At 68.7% G+C, this 26434-nt stretch carries 26 protein-coding genes, 1 tRNA gene, 1 other RNA gene and 1 pseudogene; 13 read left to right on the top strand and 16 right to left on the bottom strand.

All coding sequences use genetic code 11. The features are described 5' to 3' along the window. Window positions 1-151: 151 nt before the first annotated feature. The gene (locus FGL25_RS03275; RefSeq protein ID WP_138140942.1) at window positions 152-481 is read right to left on the bottom strand and encodes a DUF1491 family protein; all 330 of its coding nucleotides are present in this window, start codon (window positions 479-481) and stop codon (window positions 152-154) included. Window positions 482-685: 204 nt separating this feature from the next. On the opposite strand from FGL25_RS03275, the gene FGL25_RS03280 reads away from it, so the two are divergent. Then, on the top strand, window positions 686-1411 hold the full coding sequence (locus FGL25_RS03280; RefSeq protein WP_252969997.1) for a hypothetical protein: 726 nt from the start codon (window positions 686-688) through the stop codon (window positions 1409-1411). Here the strand turns inward: FGL25_RS03280 and FGL25_RS03285 are convergent. Then, complete coding sequence (locus FGL25_RS03285; protein WP_138140943.1) at window positions 1408-1848, bottom strand: DUF6389 family protein; 441 nt, start codon at window positions 1846-1848, stop codon at window positions 1408-1410. The two genes, FGL25_RS03280 and FGL25_RS03285, sit on opposite strands and share 4 nt — an antisense overlap. Before the next feature lie 104 nt (window positions 1849-1952). Here FGL25_RS03285 and FGL25_RS03290 point away from each other — a divergent pair, with 104 nt between their 5' ends. Continuing rightward, window positions 1953-2576, top strand: coding sequence for a LysE family translocator (locus tag FGL25_RS03290; RefSeq protein WP_138140944.1), 624 nt, complete (start codon window positions 1953-1955; stop codon window positions 2574-2576). Window positions 2577-2579: 3 nt separating this feature from the next. Here the strand turns inward: FGL25_RS03290 and FGL25_RS03295 are convergent, their stop codons facing one another. Continuing rightward, on the bottom strand, window positions 2580-4217 hold the full coding sequence (locus FGL25_RS03295) for a sensor histidine kinase (protein ID WP_197733797.1): 1638 nt from the start codon (window positions 4215-4217) through the stop codon (window positions 2580-2582). Window positions 4218-4363: 146 nt separating this feature from the next. Here FGL25_RS03295 and FGL25_RS03300 point away from each other — a divergent pair, with 146 nt between their 5' ends. Further along, the gene (locus tag FGL25_RS03300) at window positions 4364-4801 is read left to right on the top strand and encodes a SufE family protein (RefSeq protein ID WP_138142359.1); all 438 of its coding nucleotides are present in this window, start codon (window positions 4364-4366) and stop codon (window positions 4799-4801) included. 72 nt (window positions 4802-4873) lie between these two features. Beyond that, window positions 4874-5167, top strand: coding sequence for a hypothetical protein (locus FGL25_RS03305; RefSeq protein ID WP_138140946.1), 294 nt, complete (start codon window positions 4874-4876; stop codon window positions 5165-5167). Window positions 5168-5189: 22 nt separating this feature from the next. Here FGL25_RS03305 and FGL25_RS03310 read toward each other — a convergent pair whose 3' ends face one another. From FGL25_RS03310 to FGL25_RS03325, 4 genes are all read right to left on the bottom strand, one after another. Further along, window positions 5190-6248, bottom strand: coding sequence for a linear amide C-N hydrolase (locus FGL25_RS03310; protein WP_252969998.1), 1059 nt, complete (start codon window positions 6246-6248; stop codon window positions 5190-5192). 40 nt (window positions 6249-6288) lie between these two features. Next, window positions 6289-7080 carry a hypothetical protein gene (locus FGL25_RS03315; protein ID WP_138140947.1) on the bottom strand — a complete coding sequence of 264 codons (792 nt, stop codon included), beginning with the start codon at window positions 7078-7080 and terminating at the stop codon, window positions 6289-6291. Window positions 7081-7193: 113 nt separating this feature from the next. Then, window positions 7194-7910, bottom strand: a complete 717-nt coding sequence (locus tag FGL25_RS03320) for a DUF6456 domain-containing protein (protein WP_046653136.1) — start codon at window positions 7908-7910, stop codon at window positions 7194-7196. Continuing rightward, complete coding sequence (locus tag FGL25_RS03325) at window positions 7907-8278, bottom strand: chromosomal replication initiator protein DnaA (RefSeq protein ID WP_046653138.1); 372 nt, start codon at window positions 8276-8278, stop codon at window positions 7907-7909. Before FGL25_RS03325 ends, FGL25_RS03320 begins: the two co-directional genes overlap by 4 nt. 373 nt (window positions 8279-8651) lie before the next feature. Here FGL25_RS03325 and ctrA point away from each other — a divergent pair, with 373 nt between their 5' ends. From ctrA to FGL25_RS03345, 4 genes are all read left to right on the top strand, one after another. After that, a complete protein-coding gene (ctrA, locus tag FGL25_RS03330; RefSeq protein WP_003165857.1) occupies window positions 8652-9353 on the top strand; it encodes a response regulator transcription factor CtrA in 702 nt (233 codons plus the stop codon). A gap of 235 nt (window positions 9354-9588) precedes the next feature. Beyond that, window positions 9589-12276: a pyruvate, phosphate dikinase gene (ppdK, locus tag FGL25_RS03335; protein ID WP_138140948.1), complete on the top strand. Its 2688-nt coding sequence runs from the start codon at window positions 9589-9591 to the stop codon at window positions 12274-12276. 219 nt (window positions 12277-12495) lie between these two features. Further along, a complete protein-coding gene (locus FGL25_RS03340; protein WP_003165856.1) occupies window positions 12496-13029 on the top strand; it encodes a porin family protein in 534 nt (177 codons plus the stop codon). A 211-nt stretch (window positions 13030-13240) separates the two neighbouring features. Further along, window positions 13241-13768, top strand: a complete 528-nt coding sequence (locus tag FGL25_RS03345) for a porin family protein (RefSeq protein WP_138140949.1) — start codon at window positions 13241-13243, stop codon at window positions 13766-13768. Between the two features lie 75 nt (window positions 13769-13843). Here the strand turns inward: FGL25_RS03345 and FGL25_RS03350 are convergent, their stop codons facing one another. The 9 genes and pseudogenes from FGL25_RS03350 to FGL25_RS03390 all read right to left on the bottom strand — a co-directional run bounded on the left by FGL25_RS03350 (window position 13844) and on the right by FGL25_RS03390 (window position 21576). Then, complete coding sequence (locus FGL25_RS03350; RefSeq protein ID WP_003165854.1) at window positions 13844-14110, bottom strand: hypothetical protein; 267 nt, start codon at window positions 14108-14110, stop codon at window positions 13844-13846. A 98-nt stretch (window positions 14111-14208) separates the two neighbouring features. After that, window positions 14209-15355, bottom strand: a pseudogene (locus tag FGL25_RS03355) (beta-ketoacyl-ACP synthase III). Between the two features lie 150 nt (window positions 15356-15505). Continuing rightward, window positions 15506-17569: a capsular polysaccharide biosynthesis protein gene (locus FGL25_RS03360; protein ID WP_252969999.1), complete on the bottom strand. Its 2064-nt coding sequence runs from the start codon at window positions 17567-17569 to the stop codon at window positions 15506-15508. Between the two features lie 172 nt (window positions 17570-17741). Continuing rightward, complete coding sequence (locus FGL25_RS03365) at window positions 17742-18560, bottom strand: HpcH/HpaI aldolase/citrate lyase family protein (protein WP_138140950.1); 819 nt, start codon at window positions 18558-18560, stop codon at window positions 17742-17744. After that, window positions 18560-19237 carry an SDR family NAD(P)-dependent oxidoreductase gene (locus FGL25_RS03370; protein ID WP_138140951.1) on the bottom strand — a complete coding sequence of 226 codons (678 nt, stop codon included), beginning with the start codon at window positions 19235-19237 and terminating at the stop codon, window positions 18560-18562. Before FGL25_RS03370 ends, FGL25_RS03365 begins: the two co-directional genes overlap by 1 nt. Before the next feature lie 63 nt (window positions 19238-19300). Next, window positions 19301-20197, bottom strand: coding sequence for an ROK family protein (locus FGL25_RS03375; protein ID WP_167493375.1), 897 nt, complete (start codon window positions 20195-20197; stop codon window positions 19301-19303). Next, complete coding sequence (locus tag FGL25_RS03380) at window positions 20194-20688, bottom strand: GAF domain-containing protein (protein WP_138140953.1); 495 nt, start codon at window positions 20686-20688, stop codon at window positions 20194-20196. The genes FGL25_RS03375 and FGL25_RS03380 overlap by 4 nt, the downstream gene beginning before the upstream one ends. A gap of 20 nt (window positions 20689-20708) precedes the next feature. Further along, window positions 20709-21464 carry a hypothetical protein gene (locus FGL25_RS03385; protein WP_138140954.1) on the bottom strand — a complete coding sequence of 252 codons (756 nt, stop codon included), beginning with the start codon at window positions 21462-21464 and terminating at the stop codon, window positions 20709-20711. Between the two features lie 36 nt (window positions 21465-21500). Beyond that, window positions 21501-21576 (bottom strand) — tRNA-Ile (locus FGL25_RS03390). Window positions 21577-21765: 189 nt separating this feature from the next. Here FGL25_RS03390 and FGL25_RS03395 point away from each other — a divergent pair. From FGL25_RS03395 to rnpB, 5 genes are all read left to right on the top strand, one after another. Next, entirely contained in the window at window positions 21766-22524 is a 759-nt protein-coding gene (locus FGL25_RS03395) for an SIMPL domain-containing protein (protein WP_040345993.1), read from the top strand. Between the two features lie 151 nt (window positions 22525-22675). Further along, window positions 22676-24475, top strand: coding sequence for a signal peptide peptidase SppA (gene sppA / locus FGL25_RS03400; RefSeq protein WP_138140955.1), 1800 nt, complete (start codon window positions 22676-22678; stop codon window positions 24473-24475). A 121-nt stretch (window positions 24476-24596) separates the two neighbouring features. Then, window positions 24597-24920 (top strand): hypothetical protein, encoded by a 324-nt coding sequence (locus FGL25_RS03405; protein ID WP_040345987.1) that lies wholly within the window; start codon window positions 24597-24599, stop codon window positions 24918-24920. Between the two features lie 10 nt (window positions 24921-24930). Continuing rightward, complete coding sequence (locus FGL25_RS03410; protein WP_003165841.1) at window positions 24931-25692, top strand: N-acetylmuramoyl-L-alanine amidase; 762 nt, start codon at window positions 24931-24933, stop codon at window positions 25690-25692. A gap of 79 nt (window positions 25693-25771) precedes the next feature. Next, window positions 25772-26150, top strand: an RNA gene (gene rnpB / locus FGL25_RS03415) — RNase P RNA component class A. Window positions 26151-26434 lie beyond the last annotated feature (284 nt).

The raw sequence follows: 26434 nt of genomic DNA on the forward strand, positions 1-26434 counted from the left end.
GCTTGCGGTCCGGTTCACGAACGCGGTGAATGGGCCGGTTACCATTTTGGGTGGCCCTAACGCGCTTTGCGCTGCTTGAGGGCGGTTTGAGCAGCCCTGTCTGCCGTCAGCCTGCTTGAAGGCCGATGAACCCTCTCCCATCGGGTGAGGGTCAGGCCTGCGTCTTTTCGGTCAGGAAGTGTCGTCCCTGCCGGTCCTCGATCTCGATGATCCAGAGGTCGGGGTCATAGCGGCGCTGGCGGTCCAGATAGGCGTCTAGTTCGCTTTCGAACTCGCTGGCGACGGGCTGGATCCACAGGGGTTCGCCGTCTTGGCCGGTCGCCTCGGTCCACAGGCGGGCGGTGCGGGCGGCGGTGTCATAGGCCTTGACGATGACGGCTCCGGCGCGGGCGTCGCCCTTCTTCACCACCACGGCGTTGGCGCCCTCCAGCTCGGCGCGGCGGATCAGGGCGCCGACCCAGACGTCAGTGGAAAGAAGCAATTGGTTCACCCTGTTTGGACACGGACCCGGAACCGGCGGCGGCTAGGGTGGCGGCATGAAGATAGCGCTGTCGCCCCGCATAGTCAGCAGAACGCTGGCCGCGATCGTCGCCCTGACCCTCGCGGCCGGGACGGCGACTGCTGGCCAGAACCTTGGGGGCGACGTCTATTATGAGCGGGCCTTCGTGCGGGCGGCGCAGGACAAGTGCCGCCTGTTCGAGCCGCGCCTGACCCAGGCGCTGGAGGCGGCGACCCTGCAGGCGCGCGGGGCGGCCCTGCGCGCGGGGCGCCCCGCGACCGAACTGGCCGCCACAGCCGCGCGGGCCACGGCGCGGGCCGAGGCCACCCCTGCAACGACGCCGAGCTGGGCCGGGTCAAGACGCGGGTGCGCCACGCCTTCGCCGGATGGTCGCGCGCGGCGCGGATCAACTTCCCCGGCGACAAGGCCGTGTGGAGCGCCGACCGTTTCGAGAGCAGCCGCGACGGCTGGCGCCTGTTTCAGGACGGGGCGACCGGCGCCTCGCCCGTGCGGTTCGGCCTGACCGGCAAGGCGCCGCAGGACGCGCGCCCGGCGGCGGTCGTCTCCTTCGTCGGCAAGCCCCGGCCCTATGCCGCGCGCATCGTCATGCGCGACGCAGCGCGCTCGCCCCGGCCGTGGCTGGCGGGGGACGGCCTGCCGCCCGAGGCTGCGCGCCGCGCTGTCTTCGCCGCCGGGTCCGATCTGGCGCCGCGCGACCTGCTGGCGTCCGGGGCGCGGGCGGGCGAGGTCTGGCGCTTTCCCGACAGCGCGGCCGAGGCTCTGGCGGCGCTGGACCCGCGTGAGCCCTTTCTGATCGAGTTCCTGTTCCGCGACGACAGCGTGGCGACGGCCCGGTTCGAGGCGGGCGACTTCGCCGCCGCCCGCGCCTTCCTGGCCATGGGGCCGGTCTAGGGCTCCACCCGACGCGGGGCGGCGGAGCCGTAATCCTCGTCGCCATAGATCATGACGGGCACGGGCGCCCGCCCGGCGCGGGGCCACAGGGCCTCGATCCAGTCGGCGGCCGTATCGACGATGGCGTCCTGAACGCTGAAGCCCGGATTGCGTCCGAACATCGGCAGGTCGGGCTCGAAGCCTTCCTCGCCGTGGATGACCTCGAACAGGGTGCGGTGCGGCTCGATCGCCCGGTTCAGGACATAGAGGTCGGGGCCGTCCAGACTGACGTGGACGCTGAAGGCGCCTTCGCCGTCCTGATCGGGAAAGACGACGACGTGGATCTCGCGCGCCGCCTCGGGCAGGGCGGCCAGCAGGGCGCGGATGCGCTCCAGCGCCGGACCGTCGTGGGCGTCGAGGGTGGCGCGCAGGGCGGCGCGATAGGCGGTTTCGTCCATGGGCGTCCTCGTTGGGCCGGAGGCGTCTTTCCTATGCCGGGCGCGGCGGCGCCGTCCAGTTTGGCGGTTGCGGCGGGGCGATACGGCGTGTTCCAGTACGCGTCATGTTCGATCCCGCCCTGTTCGCCGCCTTCCTGGTCGCCATCACCATTCTGACGATCACGCCGGGGGTGGACACGGCGATGGTGCTGCGCTCGGCGGCGGCCGAGGGCGGGCGTTCGGCCGTCTTCGCCGGGGCGGGCATCCTGCTGGGCTGTCTGATCTGGGGCGCGGCGGTGTCGCTGGGGTTCGGGGCGCTGCTGCGGGTGTCGGAGCTGGCCTATACGGTGGTGAAGTGGGCGGGCGCGGCCTATCTGGTCTGGCTAGGCGCGCAGATGCTGTTCAAGCCGCGCAGGAGCCTGGGCGAGCCGGGCGCCGCCCTGCCGCCCAGCGGTCCGGTCGCCTTTCGGCGCGGCCTGCTGACCAATCTGCTGAACCCCAAGGTGGGCGTCTTCTACGTGACCTTCCTGCCCCAGTTTGTGCCGCAGGGGGCCAATGTGGCGGCCTTCACCTTCTTTCTGGTCGGGGTGCATGTGGCGCTGACCATCGTCTGGTTCGCCGGGCTGATTTTGGCGACGGCGCCGCTGGGCCGGTTCCTGCGCCGTCCGGCCGTGGTGCGGACGATGGACCGGGTGGTCGGCGTGGTCTTCATCGGCTTCGGGTTGAAGCTGGCCGCCTCGAAGGTCTGAGGCTCAGGCGTCCGGCGTCTCAAGCGGCAGGCGCACCGTCGCCGCCGTGCCGACGCCGAGCGCGCTGTCCAGCGCCAGCGTCCCGCCGTGCAGCCCGGCCAGGGCGCGCACCAGCGCCAGCCCCAGGCCGGAACCCTGCGCGCGCTGTTCGGCGTCGCCCGCCTGTTCATAGGGGCGGCCCAGACGCGCCAGATCTTCAGCCGAAATGCCGACGCCGGTATCGGCCACCGTCACCTCCAGCGCGTCGTCGGCCGCCTGCACCGACACGGTGACGGTTCCGCCGGGCGGCGTGAACTTCACCGCATTGGCCAGCAGGTTCAGCGCCATCTGCTTCAGCGCGCGGCGGTCGGCGCGGACGCTCAGCGCCTCGGGCGGCAGGACGGCGGCCAGTTCGACGCCCTTGTCGTCGGCCTGAATGCGGACCAGGGCCAGCGCCGCCAGCACCGGCTCGCGCGCGTCGAAACGCTCCAGCGACAGTTGATAGCGGTCGGCCTCGATGCGGCTGACGTCCAGCACGTCGTTGATCAGGTCCAGCAGGTGGCCGCCCGCCTCATGGATCGAGGCGGCGTAGTCCGCGTAGCGCGGCGGGACGGGGCCGAACAGCTCCTGCCGCATGGCGTCGGAGAAGCCGACCACGGCGTTCAGCGGCGTGCGCAGTTCGTGGCTCATGTGAGCCAGGAAACGGGTCTTGCCGAGATTCTGCGCCTCAGCCTCGGCGCGGGCGGCGTCCAGTTCGGCCTCGCGCGCGTGCTGCAAGGTGGCGTCCAGCGCCTGGACGATCAGACGCGGCCCCTTATCGAGCCGTCGCGCGACCAGCAGGATGCGGCGGTCCAGCGCCAGGCGCGGGGTGAAGCGGACCTGCGCCTCGGCCCCGTTACGCGCGCGGGCCAGGGCGGTCAGGACGGCGGCGCGGTCGGCCTCGTCCACGGCGGCCAGCAGCCCGTCCTCGAACAGCAGATCGACGGGCAGGGCGGCGGGCGCCGCGCCATAGGCGGACAGGGCGCGATAGCGGCCGTCGGCGTCCAGCGTCAGGGTCAGGCCCGGCTGGCCCGACAGGACGGCCTCGACTCGCGCCACGGCGTCTTCAGCGGCGGTCAGGCGGCGCGACTGGCGACGCAGGCCCAGGGCCAGACCCAGCAGGGCGGCGCTCGTCGTGATCAGGGCCGAGGCGCCGGCCAGGCCGCCGCCCGGCGTCGCCGGTCCGACGACAGCGGTGGAGATGACGCCGACCAGGGCCGCGCCGACCGAGGCCAGGGCGCCGAGGCCCGCCCGGCGACGCCCGCCCAGCGCCAGCCCCGCCGCCAGGGGGGCGAAGACGAAGCCGGCCAGCGGTCCGGCCGCGCCGCCCGCCAGGGCCGCCGCCGTCAGGGCCGCCAGGGCCCACAGCGTCGTCAGGGCGGTTCTCAACGCCGTCGTGTCGCGCGCCAGCAGGGCCAGGCCCGCCACGCCCGGCGCAGCCATGACGGCCAGAGCCAGCGCCTCGGGCGCGGCCAGGGGGCGCCCCAGCCAGGCGGCGCCCAGCGCGCTCAGCCCGACCACCGCCGTCCACCCGGCGTGCCAGGCGGCCACGGCGGCGCCGTCCCCGGCCTCGGCGGCTTCGGGGCGGCGGATGGGATCGAGAAGGGCGGTCCTAGACGTCACGGCCATCCGGGCGCAGGGATTGAATCAGCCTTATAGATTAGACTGCGCCCCAAGCGCCCCCTAGCGCGCTCGCCTGTCGGGGGAGCGAAGAGCCGGGTGTGAGAGGGGCGGTTGTGGCGAGGGCGCGCGCGGCCTATGTCGCGCCCATGACCTCCACCGCTGCTCCCGCCCGCTCCATCGACGAGACCCTGGCCGAACTGGTCGAGGAGTTCGACCTGCTGGGCGATTGGGAGGGACGCATCGAATACGTCATCGATCTGGGCAAGGACTTGCCGCCCCTGCCCGAAGAGGCGCGGATCGAGGCGAACAAGGTGCCGGGCTGCGCCGCCCAGGTCTGGCTGTCGACGCGGGCCGAGGGCGATCGCCTGTTCTTCGACGCCGACAGCGACAGCGCCCTGTCGAAGGGCAACATCGCCCTGCTGCTGCGGCTCTATTCGGGACGGCTCCCGGCCGAGATTCTGGATTTTGACGCCAGGGCGGCGCTGGACCGTCTGGGCCTGCCTTCGGCCCTGACGCGGCAACGCGCCAACGGCCTGAACAGCATGGTCGGCCGCATCCGCGAAGCGGCGCTGGCGGCGGGCTGACCGCGCTTCTCGCTTCCGGTCGAACGCGATCGGGCGCATGATGGGGCGTTCTATTCTGTGCGGAGCGGTCCGATGTCGGTCCTGACGAAACGCGCGCCTTCCTTCTTCAATCCGATCCGAACGGCCGGCTGGAGCGCGGTCGGGCTGATCCTGCTGACGCCGCTGGCGGCCATGCAGTTCACCTCCGAGGTCGCCTGGGACGCGCAGGATTTCCTGTTCGCCGCCGTGCTGCTGATCGGCGCGGGGCTGCTGCTGGAGCTGCTGTTGTGGAAGGCGCGGACGCCGTTGGTACGGCTGGCGCTGGCCGGGGCGGTGGTCCTGGCCGTGCTGGTGATCTGGGCCGAGGCGGCGGTCGGGATTTTCTGAGCCCCGACCGCCTTGTCGCGGCCTACTGTTGCGGGCCCAGGAAGGGAAAGGCCCGCGCGTTGCTGAACTTGGCGGTGGCGTCGCCCGCGTGTGTGTTGATCTGGTTCTCGCCCAGCTCCAGCCGCTTGACCGGGGCGCGCGCAGAGAAGTCGATCTTCTTCAGGTCCACCCAGAAGGTGTTCGGCGTCAGGGCCGACTCGAAGAAGTAGAGCTGACGCTTGTGATCCACGACCGTGCGCCAGCGCGTCGAGGAGATGTTCGGCTGGTCCGGCGTCGAAATGCCGAACGGCACCGAGACGTTGCGGATCACGCTGAACACGCTGGCCACGGCCATGTTCTGGTCTTCGAACTTGGGAATGGCGTTGGCGTAGAAGGAGGCGCGCGCATAACGGTCGGCCGCTCGGTTGGTGCCCGGCAGCATGACCGTGCCGCCGATGCCTTCCCAATAGGTGTTCAGCGCCAGCTGCTGGTCGAAGGTCGGCGAGTTGGTCATCACCTGGTAGTCGCGGCTGTGGTGGATCACCAGCTTGCCGGCGATGTATTCGAAGATGGCGCTGTCGCCGGTCGAGTCCGACAGGGACAGGTGCAGGGTGGTCAGGCGTTCCTGCCCCGGCACATTGTCGCTGACCAGAACGAAGGGCTCGTCGCGCAGGCCTTCGACGGCCTCGGCCACGGTGGCGTAGTTGTCGAGGGCGTATTGCGCCCAGGCGGCGATGCTGAGGGCGGGCTTGTTCGGATCGTGGGCCGGGTATTGCGACTCGACCAGCCACAGGACGTTGGCGACCAGACCCATTTCGTTCACGCCGTCGACGGTCGAGATGTCATAGCCGCTGGCGATGACGCTGCCGTATTTGGACGTCCAGGTCAGGGAGTTGGGGCCGCCGGACCCGTCCCGCGCCATGCCGCGCGGGAAGATCCAGAGGTTGGTCATGATCTCGTCCTTCCAGTCCATCGACCGGGCGGTGATCACCGCGCCGTCGTGACCATGGTAGACAAGGCGGGTGCAGGCCTCGGCCGCCGGAACGGCCAGCATGAAGGCGGCGGCCAGGGCGGCGACGCCCTTCTTCATTCCATTACGCATGTCGTCTCCTGAGGTGAGAGGATCATCGGGGTAGGGAGGATCAGTAGGTCAGAGACAGGCCCAGCACCGGGCCGTGGCGGGTCACCTTCCAGTCGAAGCGCTGGCCGGTGAAATCGTCCTGCTCATAGTTCTGGTGCAGCATCCGATAGCCGGCGTTGACCGAGACGGCGCCGCCCGCCAGCGGCGTGCGGTAGGAGGCCAGGGCCTGCCAGGCCAGGCTGTGACGGTCGTCGTCGCCCAGGCCGCCGGCGTCGACCTGGGTGCGCAGGGTCCAGCGTTCGGACACGTCGCTCTCGACCCGCAGGCCCAGCAGCAGGTCGGTCCACTCGGCGCCCTTCTGCGTGGCGCCCAGCGGCGTGTTCAGCTCCGCCCGGAGCTTGCTCCAGCGAGCGCCGATCAGCGGCTCGACGCGGAAGCTGCGCGCGTCGCCGAAGGCGGTGCGGCCGCCCACGGGATCGTCGATCAGGCGGAACAGCACCCCGCCCGAGACGGTGGTCGAGCGGGTGCCCAACTCGGCCGGAACGCCCATCAGGGACACGCCCTCATGGGTCTTGGCGTACTGATAGTCGACGAAGGCGCCCCAGCGGCCCTTGCGCACCTCGACGTCGCCCATGACGACGCTCTCCAACTGGTCGAAGGCGTCCGAGGCGGACACGTCCACCGGCGCCTTGTGCCCGGCCAGGGTGACGTTGCCGTCCAGCGAAGTCGCCCAGACATAGGGGCTGACGGTGACGCGCCACTGGTCGTCGGCGCCGGCCTGGGCGCTGGCGGACCCGGCGACGGCGAGGCCCGCCAGTCCGAGAAAGAGCGAGGCGGGGCGGAGGAACGTCATGGGGAGTCTACTCACTGCGACCGAGAGGATCGCCCTTGGGTAGAACGGCCATGCTTAAGTAATCGTAGATCAGCAATCTTTGATTGTGCGTCCCGCATGACGGCGGCGCGCCGTCATGCGAGGCCGTAGTGCTCGGCCAGAGCCTGCAAACCCTGTTTCAGCAGGGTCTTGCCCTGTCGGCGGCGCAGGGACAGGGCTTGCTCCGCCAGTTGCAGCGACGTGCCGTGGATGCAGACCTGTTCGACCATGGCGCGCAGGCGCGGGCCGCAGGCGTCCAACGCCGCCTGCACCCGCGCCGAGGCCGACAGGGCGCGGTCGCCCGGCTCGATCCGCACGCCCCCGCCGCCCGAACGCGAGGTCGGCAAGGCGTCCCAGCGCATGGTCAGGGACGGACCGGCCGCCGCGATCTCGGCCTCGGCGCGCAGGCGCTCGCCCGCCGCCACCTCGGCCGGCGTCAGCCACGGACGGCCCGACTGATCCTTGCGCCGGGCCAGCCACAGGATCGGGCTCTCGCCCAGATTGGCGCGGCGCATCGTCAGGCGGCCGTCGCCCTCCATCACCGCGCGCTCGCCCTCGATGACGCCGGGACGGCCGGGCGGGGCCGAGGCGGGAGCGTGGTCGTTGGCCGCGCGGGGCAGCCAGCCGCCGCCTTCGCGCAGGCGCAGGCCCGGCTGCTCGATCACGGCGCGGAAGACGGCCTCGTCCAGGGTCAGCACCACCCGGCTGCGCCGGTCGCCGCCGAGGCGCAGGGGATAGGCGCCGTTCGCCTGATCCAGCCAGGCGCCGGGGCGTTGCAGCAGGCTGCGGGCGCGTTCCAGTTGACGGTTCATCGACGGCCTCCGATCTCGGGCGCCAGATCGACCAGCGGCAGCTCCATCACGGCCCGCAGCGCCCCCTCCAGCCCGTCCATCAGGACGTCGTAGTCGGGCCGGTCGCGCTCATCCTCGGCCCAGCGGCAGGCGGCGCCGGCTGTCGCCCGGTTCAGGCCGAAGGCGTGGGCCACCCGTTCCAGCGGCCAGCCATAGGAGACGTGCGCCACATACATGGCCGACCAGCGCGCCCGACAGGCCCGCGGCCGCACCCGCTCGCGCCGGGTCATTTCGGCGACAGGCACGCCCAGCGCCAGGGCCGCCAGCGACAGGGCCGCGTCCGCCCGGATGCGGTCGCCCTCCGTCACCGGCACGCGATAGGGTTCCATGATCTGCGCTTCCTCCCGCCATTCCTGTGGATGTCGCCATTATGAGTGCGTTCGGCGACCGAGATAGGAATGTTGTCCTATCAAGCGTCAGAAACGGTCGCTTCCCCAGGCGGGGTCCGGCATCGGCGGGGGCGGTTGTGCACGTCCCCTGTGGAAGACGCGCCAGACGTCAACAGGGGAATGAGGGGGCGGCGCCAAATAAATTAACGAATCCTTGACTCAGGACTCTGGACGGCGATTCGCAAATCACCTTAGGCGTTTCATATCGGGATGCGTTAACCCTTCTTAAGGTTTTGGCCCGTTAACGTTGGAACAAGGTTACCTGGCCGCCGCTCCCGCGCGGCTATCCCAAGCTTTGCCTGGAGGGGCAAGAATGCGCGTCCTGCTGATCGAAGACGACCACGCGACAGCCCAAAGCATTGAGCTGATGCTCAAGTCGGAAGGCTTTAACGTCTATACGACCGACCTGGGTGAGGAAGGCATCGATCTGGGCAAGATCTATGACTACGACCTCATTCTGCTGGACCTGAACCTGCCGGACATGAGCGGGCTTGAGGTTCTGCGCCAGCTGCGCAACGGCAAGATCAATACGCCGGTGATGATCCTCTCGGGCAGCCATGAGATCGACACCAAGGTCAAGACCTTCGGCGGCGGCGCCGACGACTATCTGACCAAGCCCTTCCACAAGGACGAGCTGATCGCGCGCACCCACGCCGTGGTCCGCCGCTCCAAGGGCCACGCCCAGGCCATCATCCACACCGGCGAGATCGCGGTGAACCTGGACGCCAAGACCGTCGAGGTGAACGGCCACCGCGTGCATCTGACCGGCAAGGAATATCAGATGCTGGAGCTGCTCTCCCTGCGCAAGGGCACGACCCTGACCAAGGAAATGTTCCTGAACCACCTGTACGGCGGCATGGACGAGCCGGAACTGAAGATCATCGACGTCTTCATCTGCAAGCTGCGCAAGAAGCTGGCGACGGCCGCCGGCGGCAAGCACTACATCGAGACCGTCTGGGGCCGCGGCTATGTCCTGCGCGACCCGGCCGAAGGCGCGATCACCGTCGCCGCCTGAACGGATCCGGCCTGAGCCTCCACTCAGGATTGAACGAATGCAAACGCCCGTCGGGAAACCGGCGGGCGTTTTCCTTTGTCCGCTCCATAGTTTGGGGCTGAAGACGATGGCGAGCGGATACATCCTCTCACGGATTGTTACGCCTACGGCCTCGCCTTCGCAGGTGCAGCGCGCTAGTGAAACCCCGCATAAGGCGGGACTCAGTCTCGCGAGACCACGGTTCAGGAACTACGAAATGACCAAGTGGGTGTATGGCTTCGGCGGCGGCTCCGCCGATGGCGACGCGTCGATGAAGAACCTTCTCGGCGGCAAGGGCGCGAACCTGGCCGAGATGTCGTCCCTCGGCCTGCCGGTGCCGCCCGGCTTCACCATCACCACCGAGGTCTGCACCTGGTATTACGCCAATCAGGAAACCTATCCGTCCGACCTGACCGATCAGGTCAAGGCCGCCCTGGCCCACGTCGAGGGCGTGGTGGGCAAGACCTTCGGCGACGCCGCCAACCCCCTGCTGGTGTCGGTGCGCTCGGGCGCCCGCGCCTCCATGCCGGGCATGATGGACACCGTCCTGAACCTGGGCCTGAACGATGAGACGGTCGAGGGCCTGGCCAAGCTGTCGGGCGACCGTCGCTTCGCCTTCGATTCCTATCGCCGCTTCATCACCATGTACTCCAACGTGGTGCTGGGTCTGGGTCACGACTATTTCGAAGAGGTGCTGGACGACCACAAGGATCGTCTGGGCGTCTCGGTCGACACCGAACTGACCGCCGAGAACTGGGAGAAGGTGGTCGGGGACTACAAGGCCCTGGTCGAGCGGGAACTGGGCAAGCCCTTCCCGCAGGATCCGCAGGCCCAGCTGTGGGGCGCCGTCGGCGCCGTTTTCGAAAGTTGGATGAACGACCGGGCGAAATTCTATCGCCGCATGCACGACATCCCCGAAAGCTGGGGCACGGCCGTCAACGTCCAGTCGATGGTGTTCGGCAACATGGGCGAGACGAGCGCCACGGGCGTCGCCTTCACCCGCAATCCCTCGACCGGCGAGAACAAGCTGTACGGCGAGTTCCTGATCAACGCCCAGGGCGAGGACGTGGTGGCGGGCATCCGCACGCCGCAGTCCCTGACCAAGGCGGGCCGCGAGGAGATGGGCGAGACGGCGCTGTCGATGGAAGAGGCGATGCCGCAGGTCTTCGCCCAGTTCGTCGACGTGGTGGGGCGGCTGGAAAGCCATTACCGCGACATGCAGGACATCGAGTTCACGGTCGAGCAGGGCCGCCTGTGGATGCTGCAGACCCGCAACGGCAAGCGTACGGCCAAGTCGGCGCTGAAGATCGCCGTGGACCTGGCCTCCGAAGGCGTCATCTCTCAGGACGAGGCCGTCAGCCGCGTCGAACCGGCGGCGCTGGACCAGCTGCTGCACCCGACGCTGGACCCCAAGGCGGCGCGTACTGTCGTCGCGGCGGGCCTGCCCGCCTCGCCGGGCGCGGCGACCGGCAAGATCGTCTTTGACGCCGACGAAGCCGAGCGTCTGGGCCAGAACGGCGACGCCGTCATCCTGGTCCGCGACGAGACCTCGCCGGAAGACATTCACGGCATGCACGCGGCGCGCGGCATCGTCACGGCGCGCGGCGGCATGACCAGCCACGCGGCGGTCGTGGCGCGGGGCATGGGGCGCCCCTGTGTCTCGGGCGCGGGCGAGATCTCGATCAATGAGAAGGCCGGAACCTTCACCGCGCGCGGCCGCACCTTCAAGGCGGGCGAGGTCATCACCATCGACGGCGGCAAGGGCGAGGTGCTGGACGGCGCCGTGCCCATGATCGAGCCGGAGCTGACGGGCGACTTCCAGACCCTGATGGGCTGGGCCGACGGCATCCGCCGCCTGAAGGTCCGCGCCAACGCCGAGACGCCGCTGGACGCCAAGACGGCGCGCGGCTTCGGGGCCGAGGGCATCGGCCTGTCGCGCACCGAGCACATGTTCTTCGACGAGGCCCGCATCGCCGCCGTCCGCGAGATGATCCTGGCCGACGACGAGGCGGGCCGCCGCGTGGCCCTGGCCAAGATCGCCCCGTTCCAGAAGGCCGATTTCGTCGAGCTGTTCACCATCATGAGCGGCCTGCCGGTGACGGTGCGTCTGCTGGACCCGCCGCTGCACGAGTTTATCCCGCACACCGACGCCGACATCGACGCCCTGGCGGCGACGCAAGGCCTGGACGCGGCCAAGCTGAAGCGCCGCGCCCGCGAACTGCATGAGACCAACCCCATGCTGGGCCACCGCGGCTGCCGTCTGGGCGTGGCCTATCCGGAAATCTACGAGATGCAGGTCCGCGCCATCCTGGAGGCGGCGCTGCAGGTGAAGGCGTCGGGCGTCGCCCCCATCCCGGAGATCATGCACCCGCTGGTCGCCCTGGGTCTGGAGATGAAGTATCTGCGCGAACTGACCGACCGCACGGCCAAGGCCGTCTTCGCGGACGCCGGCGACAGTGTGGACTACCTGGTCGGCACCATGGTCGAGCTGCCCCGCGCGGCCCTGCGCGCCGCCGATCTGGCCGAGCACGCCGAGTTCTTCAGCTTCGGCACCAACGACCTGACGCAGACGACCTTCGGCATCAGTCGCGACGATTCCGGCCACTTCCTGCAGGCCTATCTGGACAAGGGCATCTTCGAAACCGATCCCTTCGTCCGTCTGGACCAGAACGGCGTGGGCGACCTGATCCGCATCGCCGAGGAGCGGGGCCGTTCGGTCAAGCCCGGCATGAAGATGGGCATCTGCGGCGAACACGGCGGCGACCCGTCGTCGATCGCCTTCTGCGAGACGGTCGGCCTCGACTACGTTTCCTGCTCGCCCTACCGGGTGCCGATCGCCCGCCTGGCGGCGGCGCAGGCCGCGCTGAGCGCACGCTCGGGCGAGGAGCGTGAAAAGGACCGCTGAGGCCCTTTCAATCGACGACAAGAGAAGGGCGATCCGAAAGGGTCGCCTTTTTCATGTCGTAAAATAGTCATCCTTGGCGGAACGCGGTATGTGCTTCTGTTCGCACAGTCATAGACTGCTGTTTCAAGCACAGGGAACGGCGCTGTGCGCTTGAGCTTTGTTTCTCCGCAAGATGGTCAGGCCCGGCCTGTTCATCACAATAAGGAGTGATTGAAGCTCATGCGTAACGTTATTCTCGCCGCCGCCGCCCTTTCTGTATTCGCCCTGCCGGCCGCGGCCCAGGTCGTGCAGCCGGGCGGCCCCACCTACTATGGCACGCTCGGCTATTCGCAGCTGGACCATTCGGATGGGAACCTGGGCGCCGTCACCGGCCGTCTGGGCGCCAAGTTCAACCCCTATTTCGGCGTCGAGGGCGAAGGCTCGATCGGGGTGAAGGACGACGACTTCACCATCGCCGGCGCCAAGGGCAAGATCGAGCACGACTATGATCTGGCCGCCTATGCGGTCGGCACCCTGCCGGTCACGCCGAACTTCGAACTGTTCGCGCGCGGCGGCTACGGCACCACGCAGATGAAGGCCGAACTGGCCGGCGTCGAGCGCAAGGCCGACGGCGAAAGCTGGAACTACGGCGTCGGCGCCAACTACTACTTCGACGGCCAGAACGGCCTGCGCGGCGACTGGACCCGTCGCGACTTCACCGACGACGGCGGCGAAGTGGACGTCTACTCGGTCAACTACGTCCGTCGTTTCTGATCCGATTCCCGGCGGATCGGGTGGGCGCGCTCCCCGGCGGAGCGCGCCCTTTCTTTTGCGTTATTTGGGTAACGATGTGTGTGTTTTTTGCGCAACTCGTGTCGTGTTTGGTCGATTAACCTATGGAACGAGTGTGGCGACGCAACCATTTAAGCTTCGTTGGATGGGGCATGTGATCACAGAAGTCACATCATCTAAGGAGTATGAAATAATGCGTAACGTTCTTCTCGTTGCCGCTGCTGTGTCTGTTCTCGCCGCTCCGGCGTTTGCTCAATCGAACCCTGAGCCGCGTGGCTATGGTTCGCTGGGTTACACGCACATGGAAGGCGATGCGGCCCAGACCGGCGCCGTGTCCGGCCGCCTGGGCGTCAACCTGAACCGCTACCTGGCCGTGGAGACCGAGGTCGGCGTAGGGGTCAAGGACAAGGACATCACGGTCGCCGGCGTCGACGGTCAGATCAAGCACGAGTGGGACGCGGCCGGCTATGTCGTGGGCAAGTATCCCGTCGGCGACAAGCTGGAGCTGTTCGCCCGCGGCGGCTACGGCCACACGGAGCTGAAGCAGGAGCTGGCCGGCTCTGAGAGCAAGGTCGGCGGCGACAGCTGGAACTACGGCGTCGGCGCCAACTACTACCTGGACGGCGTCAACGGCGTCCGCGCCGACTGGACCCGCCGCGACTTCCGCGACGATCGCGGCGAGGCTGACGCCTATTCGGTCAGCTACATCCGACGCTTCTAAGCGCGGATGGTCTGAAACGACGAAGGCCCGCTCCAATCGGAGCGGGCCTTTTTCGTTGGTCGATTTTTCAGGCGGTCAGGCGACGCCCGGCGCCAGGGCCCAGCGCAGCGACCCCTCGCCGAAGGGGCGGATGAAGAAGTCGCGATAGCGTTCGAACACCTCGATGATCTTCATCTTGAGGTCTTGAGTCACCGACTCGCCGCGTTGGCGTTTCAGCGCCGCGACGCAGTTGATCACCATATCCTGATGGGCCGAACCGCCCATGCGTTGCAACACCGTGGCCACATCGTGCGCCAGCGGATCACTGAGTTTTTCAGCCCAAGGCGAAGCTGTCTGAGTCATTCGGGCGCCGTCCCCCCTGCTTCTCGACGCGTTACGGTTTGCAAAAATTTCCGAACAGTGCAAGCGGCGCCGGAAATATTGATTCCTGATCGGGGCGATCAGGGGCGCTTTTGCACAAAAACCGTGCCCGCAGAATAGCCTGCGCCGAAGCTGCAGATCAGGCCCGTCTCGCCCGGCGCGAAGCCGTCGTTGTGCAGGTGGAAGGCGATGATCGACCCGGCCGAAGAGGTGTTGGCGTAGTCGTCCAGGATGATGACGTTCTCGCTCGGCTCGGGCTCGCGACCCAGCACCTTCTTGCCGATCAGGGTGTTCATGTTGATGTTGGCCTGGTGCAGCCAAAGGCGCTTCAGCCCGTGCGTGTCCAGGTCCAGCTCGGCGGCGTGGTCCAGGATCATCTCCGAGACCATCGGCACCACCTCCTTGAAGACTTTGCGGCCCTGCTGGACGAACATCTTGTCGGTCAGGCCGTCGGACGAGACCGGCTCATGCCCGTCGGTCGGCAGGGCGGCGCGGTTCAGGAAGCCGAAGTTGTTGCGGATGTTGTTCGAGAAGCTGGTCTGCAGCTTGGTGCCCAGAATGTCCCAGCCGCCCGGTCCGGCCTGATCCTCGGCCTCGATGATGACGGCGGTGGCGACGTCGCCGAAGATGAAGTGGCTGTCGCGATCCCTTGAAGTTCAGGTGCGCCGAGCAGATTTCCGGGTTCACCATCAGCACGGCCTTGACCGAGCCGGAGGCCACGGAGTCCGCCGCCGTCTTGATGCCGAAGGTGGCGGAACTGCACGCCACGTTCATGTCGAAGGCGAAGCCCTCGATCCCCAGAGCCTGCTGCACCTCGATGGCCATGGCGGGGTAGGGGCGCTGCATGTTCGACGCGGCGCAGATGACGGCGCCGATCTCGCTGACCGGCTTGCCCCAGGCCTTGATGGCGTCCTCAGCGGCCTTCACCGCCATTTCGGCCAGGATGGACAATTCGTCGTCGCCGCGCGCGGGCAGGCTGGGCAGCATCCGCTCGGGGTCGAGGACGCCCGACTTGTCCATGACATAGCGCGCCTTGATGCCCGAGGCCTTCTCGATGAAGGCTTCGGACGAAGGCGTCTTGGCCTCGATCTCTCCGGCGGCGATGGCCTCGGCGTTGGCGGCGTTCCAGCCTTCGGCCCAGGCGTTGTAGGCGCCGACCAGTTCCTCGTTCGAGATCGACTGTTCCGGGGTGAACAGGCCGGTGGCGGAGATGACGGCTTTTTGCACTGTGTAGTTCCCTGACGCTCGGCGCGCGGCGCCTCGCTGCATGAGGGAACATGGAGTCCCCCGGCGCTCGACAAGCCTTATGTCGGCGCCTCGCGGCGAAGTTCGGGCGCCTCGCGGGCCGGACTCAGTCCGTTGCGATGACGAACGTCCTCAATAGGCCGGGGGAGGGCTGCGGTCGAGACTGGCCTTTATGCCGCGCCACCAGCGATTGATGCGGCCGCGCGGCGGGGCGGGCAGGGGATGGTCGCGGGCGGCGATCAGGGCCTCGACCAGATCCTCGGCCTCGCATGGCCAGCCCTCCGGCGTGACGTAGACCGGATAGCCGATCAGGGCGGCGTGGATGAGGCTTTGCAGGCTGGCGCGGCGCGTGCGGCGCTCAAACGCCAGCCGGTCGTCGGTCAGACCCCATCCGGCATAGAAGGGGCGGCCGTAGACGCTGACCGGCTTGCCCCGCATCAGGGCCTCGAACCCGGTCAGGGAGGTTAGGGTCGCCAGCCGGTTGCAGGCGTTCAGGCAGTCCACGATGTCCAGATCGTCGGCCGAGGCGTCGACCTCCTCCATCGCCGCATGGTCCAGCAGGCCCGGCCGGTTGCCCGCCGTCACGTCCGGGTGGTTGCGATAGATCAGGAAGGCGTCCGGATGATCCGCCCGCGCCGCCTTCACCAGGCCGGAGTTGGTGCGCAGGTCCGGCCCGCAGCCCATCATGATCGAGCGGTCGTTCTCGACCTGTCCCACGACCAGCAGGATCGGCCTGTCTTTCGGCCAGTGGGCCGGGACGCCCGCGCCCTTTAGATTGTATTTCGACAGGCCCGCCTCGACCACCCGAACACGAAGCGCCTCGGCGCGCGCGGCCTGATCCGGCGAGGGTTCGCCCGCCTCGATCAGGCTTTCCAGACGGCTGGGCCGGGTCGGGTCGTAATAGACGCCCTGATCGTCCAGGGCGACCGACAGGGCGCCGAAGAAGTCGGACCCCAGCCCGCGCGAGCGGATGAAGCCGTCCTCCATCCGCACGACCGGCCCCTCGAAGGCGTCGGCGGCGGCGCGGATCTGCGGCGTCTCCTTGCCGGCCCACCAGATCAGCCTGCCGCCCGTCGCCCGCGCATGGGCGACGGCGGCGGAGGAGCGCCAGAAATAGCGGACGCGGCCCTTGGGCGAGTTCAGCAGGCGCCGCACCGGCGGCCGCTTGGCCGGGGCGAAGCCGACGGCGGCCCAGTCCCCCGCCAGCCGATCGGCCCGGTCGCGCAGGGCGATCAGCCGCTCCAGCGCCTGTTCGGCCTCGCACCGCTGGCCGGTGACGGGATCGACATAGCGGGTGTAGGCGATCAGGGCCGCCGCCGCGATCTGCTCCAGATCGCGCGGGGCGCCGCGCCGTCCGGTCTGCACCGCATCGGTCGTCAGCCCCCAGCCTGAATAGAAGGGCGCGCCGAAGCAGCGCACCGGCAGACTGCGCAACAGGGCCTCGAACCCCAGCGCCGAGGTCACGACATAGACCGCATCCACCGCCGCCAGCAGATCGGCGGGCCGCACATCGGTGTCGATCAGGGTGACGCCCTGAAGCTGATCCGCCGGGATGCAGCCCGACTTGCGCCCCGCCGCCACCGCCGGATGGCGCTTGACGATCAACTGGGCGTCCGGCTCGTCGCGCCGGGCGGTCGCCAGCATGTCGGAGAAGCTGGCCTCGGTCGCCAGCCCATAGCCGATGGAGGCGTCGCCGAACGTCTGATCCACGATCAGCACCCGGCGGCCGGGTTTCAGCAGGCCAGGGTCCAGCGGCCCGCCCATATTGGTCTTGGACACGCCGGAGGCGACGATGCGGTCGATCAGGCCCCGCGCGCGGGTCTTCATGGCGGCGTCGCACCAGTCGGGCGCGGTCTGGATCAGATGCTCCAGCCGACTGGGCCGGGTGGCGTCGTAATAGACGCCCAGATCATCGACGATCAGGCTCAGGCTGGTCGCCCCGCTCTCGCCGATGCCGACCGAGCGCAGGAAGCCGTCCTCCAGCGCGATGTAGGGTTTGCCGTGCTTCGCCGCCCAGCGTCGGCCCGCCTCCGCTGTCGGCTTCATGCCCCAGCCGAGCACGGCCTCGATCGACGAACCCGGCAGGGCGGACAGGTCGTAATCGGGCAGGAGGGCGGATAGGAACGGCACCTTCAACACCCCCGGCGCACAGACCCAGGCGCGGGTTTTCGACGGGGGCGGAAGCGGTGCGGTCATGGGATGGTGTCTACGGTTTGTAGAGTCAGGGCGCCACCCCATGCTTCCTTCTCCCCTTGTGGGAGAAGGTGGGCGAGCGGAGCGAGGTCGGATGAGGGGTCTCTCAACCGACGGTGAAACCCCTCATCCGTCGGCCTTCGGCCGCCACCTTCTCCCACAAGGGGAGAAGGGATTACAGCGCCGCCAGCAGCGCCTGCGCCTGTTGTAGATGCAGCCGCTCCACCATCTCGCCTTCGACGCGGATGACGCCCAACCCGGCGGCTTCGGGCGCGGTGAAGGCGGCGACGACCTTGCGCGCCCACTCGATTTCATCGGGCGACGGGCCGAACGCCGCGTTCGCCCCCTCAATTTGCGACGGATGGATCAGGCTCTTGCCGTCGAAACCATACAGCCTGCCTTGCACACACTCCGCCGCGAAGCCCGTCTCGTCCTTGATGCGGTTGAACACGCCGTCGATGACGCTCAGGCCGTTGGCGCGGGCGTGGGCCACGATCGCCGCCAGCCACGGTTTCAGCGGCTCCCGATCCGGCGCAGGGCCGGTCTTCAGATCCTTGGCCAGATCGTTGACGCCCAGCATCAGGCCGCTCAAGGCCCCGTCCGCTTCGGCGATGTCGCGCAACTCCACCAACGCGCGCGGCGTCTCGATCATGGCCCACAGGTCTACGCCGGGACGCAGCGCCGCCGACAGGGCGTGGACCATGGCCGCGCTGTCGACCTTGGGCGCGACGATCAGGTCGACCGGCGCGCCCTGCAGGGCCTTCAGGTCGTCGGCGCCCCACGGCGTGTCCAGACCGTTGATGCGCACGCCCAGGCGCGGGCCGAAGCCGCCTTCATGCGCCGCCGCGACGGCCGCCGCGCGGGCCTCAAGCTTCATCTCGGGCGCGACCGCGTCCTCCAGATCCAACACCGCCACGTCGCACGGCAGGGCGCGGGCCTTCTCGACCGCTCTCGCATTCGAGGCGGGCAGGTATAGGACGCTGCGCGCGCGCATCAGACCTTGCCCGTGACGGGGATCAGGGCGCCCGTCACGGCCCGCGCCTCGGGCGAGGCCAGGAACAGGATGACGGCGGCCAGATCGGCGGGCGCGACCCATTTGGCCGGATCGGCGTCGGGCATGTCGGCGCGGTTGGCCGCGGTGTCGATGATGGAGGGCAGGACGGCGTTGACCGTCACCGAGGTCGACTTCAGCTCTTCGGCCAGCGCCTCGGTCAGGCGGTGGACCCCGGCCTTGGAGGCGGCGTAGGCGCCCATGCCGTGCCCGGCCTTGATCGCGCCGTTGGCGCCGACGTTGACGATGCGGCCTTCGCTTGAGGCCTTCAGATGGGGCAGGGCGGCGCGGCTGGCGTTCAGCGTCGTCTTGACGTTGAGGGCGTGCATCCGGTCCCACTCCTCGCCGGCGCCCTCGACCGGGCTCCAGACGAAGCCGCCGGCGATGTTCAGCAGGGCGTCCAGACGGCCGAGGCGGGCGACGACGGCTTCGATCGCCGCCTTGGCCTGAGCAGGGTCGGTCAGGTCGACGCCGCCGACCTCCAGCACGCCGTCAGGGACGACGTGGCCGCTGGCGTGATCGATGACGGCGACGGTCCAGCCGGCGGCCAACGCGGCCTCGACCACGGCCCGCCCCAGGGCGCCGTGCCCGCCGGTGATTGCTGCAATCCGTTCGCCCATCGTCTCGCTCCTGAATGGTTCGGCGCGGACCATAGCGGCGCGCGTCGCGGGATCAATCGGCGATCAGGCGTCCCACAGCCGCGCGGCGCCGCGCACGCCCGAGGAATCGCCCCATCTGGCCGGAACGATCCGCCCCTCCCAGCTGTCGGAGAAGACGTAGCGCGCCACGATGTCGGGCAGGCGGTCGTAAAGCTCGGCCACGTTCGACATCCCGCCGCCCAGCACGAAGACCTCCGGGTCGGCCAGGTTGACGATCATGGCCAGGCCTCGTCCCAGCCGGTCGATGTAGCGGTCCAGCGCCGCAGCGGCCTGGGCGTCGCCTGCACGCGCCGCGTCCACGATCGCCTGCGCCGTCCATGCCCGCCCGGCCGCGGCTTCATGATCGCGCTGGAAGCCCGTGCCGGAAATCCAGGTCTCGAGACAGCCGCTCAGGCCGCACCAGCAGGCGGGGCCGGGCGCCTCCTCCGCCGAGGGCCACGGCAGGGAGATGTGGCCGACCTCGGCGGCGACGCCATGCGCCCCCTCGACTAGCTTGCCGTCGATGACCAGCCCGCCGCCGCAGCCGGTGCCCAGGATGACGCCGAACAGGCTGGCGGCGCCTGCGCCTGCGCCGTCGGCCGCCTCGGACAAGGCCAGGCAGTTGGCGTCGTTCGCGAGCCGCACCGGGCGGCCCAGAGCGGCCTCCAGATCGTCGCCGAAGCGACGACCGTTCAGATAGGTGGAGTTGGCGTTGCGGATCAGCCCCGTGCGCGGCGAGGGCGAGCCGGGAATGGCCAGGCCGACCGATCGCGCCGGACCGGCCTCGGCCTCGACCCGCGCGATCAGGTCGGCGACGAGGTTGAGGGCGGCGTCATAGGTTCCGGGATTCGGCTCGCGGATTCGCGCGGCGAAGGCCCCGGACGCATCCAGCGCCGCCGCCTCGATCTTGGTGCCGCCGAAGTCGACGCCGATCCGCATCAGGCGCCGAACACCTTGGCCATCAGCCGTTCCAGCGCCGCCGCATCCACGGCGTCGAAGGCGGCCGTCTCGGTCGCGTCCACGTCCAGCACGGCGATCAGGTCGCCCGCCGCGTCCAGCACCGGAACCACGATCTCGCTGGCCGAGCGGCTGTCGCAGGCGATGTGGCCGGGGAAGGCGTGGACGTCTTCGACCACCTGGGTTTCGCGCGTCCTGGCCGCCGCGCCGCAGACGCCGCGCCCGAACGGAATGCGCAGGCAGCCCAGAGTGCCCTGATAGGGGCCGACGACCAGTTCATCGCCCTTGGCCGCGTCCACGACGTAGAAGCCGGTCCAGAAGAAGACGGGGAAGGCGTCCGCCAGCATCGACGCCACCGTCGCCATGCGCGCCGTCAGGTTCGGTTCGCCGTCCAGAACGGCCAGGATCTCGGCCTCGACCTCGGCGTAGCGTTCAGCCTTGTCGGCGGGGCGGTCGTCACGGGCGACGTAGGACATCAGGTGGGGCTCAACGCAGTCTAGGGAACGGTATAGTCGCCGCAGTCAGGCAGGGGCGCGTCGGGAACATAGGCGTTCGCTGCCGGATCGAAAGTGAAGACGCGGCGCACGGAGCATTTGGCGTCGACGGCCTTGACCAGATCCTTCGGCTTCAGCGGCGGCTTAGCGAGGGAGTCCTCGTTGCGCGACACCGGGCCGGGGAAGGTGGTTGCGGTGGAGGCGTAGGTCAGACGCGGCGGAAAGGCGTCGCCCTCGGCCTTCAGCTCGGCGGCGAACTCATATTCGTCGTGGCAGGCGCCGGCGCGTTGCTTCATGTCCTCTTCGCCGAAGCAGGCGCGGATCATCAGCGACCCGGACATGGGAACGGTCAGAATCTCCTGCGGCGTCTCGCCGGGAATGAAGCGGATCAAGGTCCGATAGGAGGACATGCCTCCGCCGCCCGAATACATGGCCTGCAACTCCATGTCGGCGCCGAGGATGATCTCGTCGTTTCCGGCGCGGCGCAGGATGGCGCCGGGCTTCCAGAAGCCTTCGGAGAGTTCGCTTTCAATGCTGTGGGACGCCACGGGCGTCCGGCCGCTGGGCGGGCCGTCATAGAGGCGCAGCACCTGACGCTCCTGGGTCTCGTCCGTCTCGATCAGGGCGCACCAGCGGCGATCGACGGTGCAGGCGGGGATGGCCTCGCCCTGAGCGGCGGCCGGAATCGGCTCCAGAGCCTCGAAGGCGGACTCCGGGGAAACGGAGGCCAGAAGGGCGGCGAGGAGAAGGGCGGTCATGACGCGTCCTTGAATGGAGATGAAGGCGTTCGGATTTGGTAGGCCCGGAGGGACTCGAACCCCCAACCAGACCGTTATGAGCGGTCGGCTCTAACCATTGAGCTACGGGCCCCCGAAGCACAGCAAGGGGTGCCTAGCAGGCGGGGCGTCGGCTGCAAAGCCGCCTTGGACCTGTCACGCTTTTCACGCCGATGAACGGAACCTGCACAGGGGTCTTTTGCGTTCGTTCAGCTTGAAACGGTCAAGTTAGGCCGTGGCTGGCGAACACGCCCGCCCAAATGAATTCGACGGAGACCTCGTAATGACCCGCACCGCACGCGCCCTGATGCTGGGCACGGCCCTGATGACCTTGGCGGCGCCGGCCGTCGCGTCTGCTCAATCCCAGCCCGGCGGCTCTTCCCCCATGCAGGTGCACGCCATGGCTCAACAACCCGCCCTGAACCTGTCGGCCTATGGCGAGGTCAAGGTCGCGCCGGATCAGGCCACGATCAACTTCGGCGTGGTGACCGAGGCCCCGACGGCTCAGGAGGCCATGGCCCAGAACGCCCAGCAGATGACCCGCGTCGTCGCCGCCCTGCGCCGCGCCGGGATCGCCGAGCGCGACATTCAGACCTCGGGCCTGAACCTGTCGGCCCAATACGACTATCAGCAGAACGAACCGCCCCGCTTGCGCGGCTATCAGGCCGCGAACCGCGTCACGGTGACGATCAACGACCTGAGCAAGGTCGGGACGACCGCTGACGCCGTGGTCACGGCAGGCGTCAATCAGATCGACGGCATCAGCTTCGGCCTGAAGGATCCGAAGGCGGCCGAGGACCAGGCCCGCGTCCTGGCCGTGCGCGCCCTGCAGGACAAGGCGCGTCTGTACGCCCAGGCCCTGGGCGTCGACCTGGGGCCGGTGCGCTCCCTGACCGAGGGCGGGGGCTATGCGCCGCAGCCGCGTCCTGAGGTCATGTACGCCCGCGTCGCCATGGACGCGGGCGGCGCCTCGACCCCGGTTTCAGCAGGCGAGCTGACGGTTCGCATCGACATCAGCGGAACCTACGACATCGGCCGCTGATCGCGACCTTGCGATGAAGGAGGGGGCTCGCCGGCGACGGCGGGCCCCTTTTTCATGAGTTTATTACCGTCCGTTCATTTGACGCGCCGGGCTCGGCCTCTATCCTCACGCTTGGCCGCCTCTGGCCGCGATCCTGGACGTCCGCCTTTCCATGAAGCAGTTCTTCCTCACCATGCTGGGCGTCTTCGCCGGGCTTGTGGCCTTCTTCGTCGTTCTGCCCGTGGTGGCGCTGATCTTCTTCGCCATGGCGGCCGGGGCCTCCAAGCCGACCACGCCCGCCCATACGGTGCTGGAGCTGGATCTGCGCAGCGGCCTGACGGATCAGACGCCGGTCAATCCCTTTGCGTCCTTCGGCGGCTCCAGCCTGTCGGTGGTTCAGGTCGTGGACGTGCTGGCTCAGGCGGCGGCCGACGACAACGTCAAGGTGTTGTTGGTGCGCGCGCCGGAAGTCGGGATGACGCCCGCCTCGGCCGACGAAGTGCGCCAGGCGATCGCCCGCTTCCGCGCCTCGGGCAAGACGGTGATCGCACACAGCCAGGGCTTTGCGCCGATCGGCGCCGTGACGTCCAGCTATATGGTCGCCGCCAGCGCGGATCAGCTGTGGCTGCAGAACACGGCGAACTTCCAGGCGACGGGTCTGGCTGTCGACAGCGTCTTCCTGGGCCGCGCCTTCCAGAAGTACGGCGTTAAGGCCGACTTCGAGCAGCGGTATGAGTACAAGAACGCCGTCAACGAATTCACGCAGAGCGACTTCACCGCTCCGCACCGCGAGGCCATGGTCGCCTGGATGGGCTCCATCTACGACAGCGCCATCGCCAATATCGCCCGCGACCGCAAGACCACGCCCGAGGCCCTGAAGGCCGTGATCGAGGCCGGCCCCTATCCGGCGGAACAGGCCCTGTCGCTGAAGCTGGTCGACAAGATCGGCCAGGTCGAAGAAGCCGAGGCCGCCGCCAAGACCAAGGCGGGCAAGAACGCCAAGATCGTCAAATTCGGCGAATACGCCTCGCTGAAGGGAACGCGTAGCACCTCAGGCTCCGGCTCGGCCAAGTCGGCCATCGCCATCGTGGGCGGCGAGGGCGCCATCATGACCGGCCGCGGCGACAACGACTCGCCCTTCGGCGGCGGGACCAGCATCCGCTCGGACGACACGGCCAAGGCCATCTATGAGGCCATCGAGGACAAGGACGTGAAGGCCATCGTCTTCCGCGTCTCCTCGCCGGGCGGTTCTCCGGAAGCGTCTGAACAGGTGCTGGCCGCCGTGCGCGCGGCCAAGGCGGCGGGCAAGCCGGTGGTGGTGTCGATGGGCGCCTACGCCGCGTCCGGCGGTTACTGGATCAGCTCGGAAGCCGACTGGATCGTGGCCCAACCCTCGACCCTGACCGGTTCGATCGGCGTCTTCGGCGGCAAGTTCGTCCTGGCCGACGCCCTGGGCCGCTTCGGCGTCGACATGCGCGGCCTGTCGGTCGGCGGCGACTACGCCGACGCCTTCTCCACGACGCAGAGCTTCGATCAGGGGCAGCGCGCCGCCTTCGCCGCCTCGATGGACCGCATCTACGAAGAGTTCGTGGCCCGTGTGGCCAAGGGCCGCAGGATGCCGGTCGAGCGCGTGCGTGAGATCGCCAAGGGCCGTGTCTGGACCGGCGCTCAGGCGCACGGCCTGGGTCTGGTCGACCAGCTGGGCGGTCTGGAAGAGGCTGTCGCCAAGGCGCGCCAGCTGGCCAAGATCCCGTCGTCCGAGACGGTCCGCTTCAAGCGCTTCCCGCAGCCGCAGACGCCGTGGGAGGCCCTGGCGACCGCCTTCGGCGCCTCGGGTCAGGCCGCCGAGGCCATGGTCAAGGTCGGTCAGGTGATGGGCGATCCCGCCGCCCAGGCCGTGCTGACCCGCGTCGAGGCCGATCGCATGCGCAGCCGCGGCGCGGTGGTCCTGGCGGACCAGCCGGCCTTCTGAGGCTTGGCCGGGACAACAAATGTGACTGGCGCGTGATGTCGCAGTGCATTGACCGTTCAGGTCGATGGACCGACATTGCGCTTCAGGCGTTCATCAGGACGCTGAGAGAGGCTTTGAGTTCATGATCAACTCCGACCCGATGGGCCAGCTGGGTTTCAACGCGCGCCGTCGGCCCGGTTCCGGCCTGCTGGCGCCCTTCGTCTGGGTCGCGGGCCTGATCGCCACCGCCCTAGCCGTGACGGTCGGCGCCCTGCTGGCCGTCTTCACCGCCGCCGCCGTGGCCATGATCGCCGTCGTCGGCGGGGTGCTGGTTTTCTTCGCCGGTTTCGCCCTGCGCGCCCGCCGCACCATGAGCGCCCGCCGTCGTCGCGACGACGGCGTCATCGACGCCAAGAAGGTCGGCGACACCTGGGTGGCCTACGGCTGGGAAAAGGAAGGGCGCTGATCGGCCCCTCATGATCGCCTTCACCGACGCGCCGTCCCCGAACTTCGACGCCCGGCGCGGCCCGCCGGACATTCTGGTGCTGCACTACACCGGCATGGAGACCGCCGAGGAGGCGATCGCCCGCCTGCGCGACTCAGAGGCCAAGGTCTCGGCCCACTATGTCGTCGACGAGGACGGCTCCATCCTGCGTCTGGTGCCGGAAGAGCGCCGGGCCTGGCACGCCGGGCGCGGCGCCTGGCAGGGCGAGACCGACGTCAACGCCGCCTCCATCGGCATCGAGATCGTCAATCCGGGCCATGAGTTCGGCTATCGCCCCTTCCCCGAGCCGCAGATCGAGGCGGTGATCGCCCTGGTCGGCGACATCCGCACCCGCTGGTCCATCCCTGACGCCCGCATCATCGCCCACTCCGACCTGGCGCCCGAGCGCAAGCAGGATCCCGGCGAGCTGTTCCCGTGGAAGCGTCTGGCCGAGGCGGGGCACGGCCTGTGGTTCGACCCGGCGCCCGAACGCATCGGCGCCCTGGGCGCGCCCCTGTCGCCCGGCGACGAAGGGCTGGGCGTCATCGTCCTGCGCTCTGGCCTGCACCGGCTGGGCTATGGGGTGCAGCCGGGCGGGGCCTATGACGAGGAAACCCGCCTGACGGTCGAGGCCTTCCAGCGCCACTGGCGGCCCGATCGCGTCGATGGGATCGCCGACGGCGAGACGCGAGCGCGGCTGGTGGGATTGCTCCAGCTGGCTTCGGTCGAGAGCGTCACCGGCGTGCTGGATTAAAAACATGACCCTCTCCCATCGAGAGAGGGGCTGTTCATCCGCATTGACCTTCCGCCCATTCGCGCGCATCTAGCGCTCGCCAGACGGCCGGGCGGTCGCGGCGGGGGCTTGCTCCTGTCGAGGAAAGTCCGGGCTCCACGGTGAAAAGGCGGCGGGTAACGCCCGCCCGGGGTGACCCGAGGGATAGCGCCACAGAAAGCAAACCGCCTGGGCTTCGGCTCAGGGAAGGGTGAAAGGGTGGGGTAAGAGCCCACCGCGTCGGCGGCAACGTCGACGGCACGGCAAGCCCCGCCTGGAGCAAGACCAAATAGGGACGTCGCGCGGGGCTCGCTCCGCAGGGCTCACCGCCCCAGGCGTCCGGGTAGGTCGCGAGAGCCGTCCAGCAATGGGCGGCCCAGAGGAATGATCGTCGCCGCTTTCGGGCGGAACAGAACCCGGCTTACAGGCCGTCTGGCTCTATATTCGCTCTAACGCCCATTCGCGCTCCGTGAGGGCGCGGGTATCCCTCTCCCGGCGGGAGAGGGGGCTCATTAACCATTCCGTTGAAATCAAGGCGTTAGAACCCGTCCACAGGCTGTGAATACTCATTTTGTTCTGTGTATGTTCTGATTTTACAGTCCCGGCGACACTGATCAAACCGCAAATTAGGTTAAAGGGCGTCAACTAATCCCATTGAGGCCCATTCAGTCCCATGCTATCCCAATGGCTCATGAGTAGGGGCTGAAAGCCCGACGCGTGGGCT

It is taken from the genome of Brevundimonas vancanneytii, from assembly GCF_901421975.1.
Taxonomy (GTDB): domain Bacteria; phylum Pseudomonadota; class Alphaproteobacteria; order Caulobacterales; family Caulobacteraceae; genus Brevundimonas; species Brevundimonas diminuta.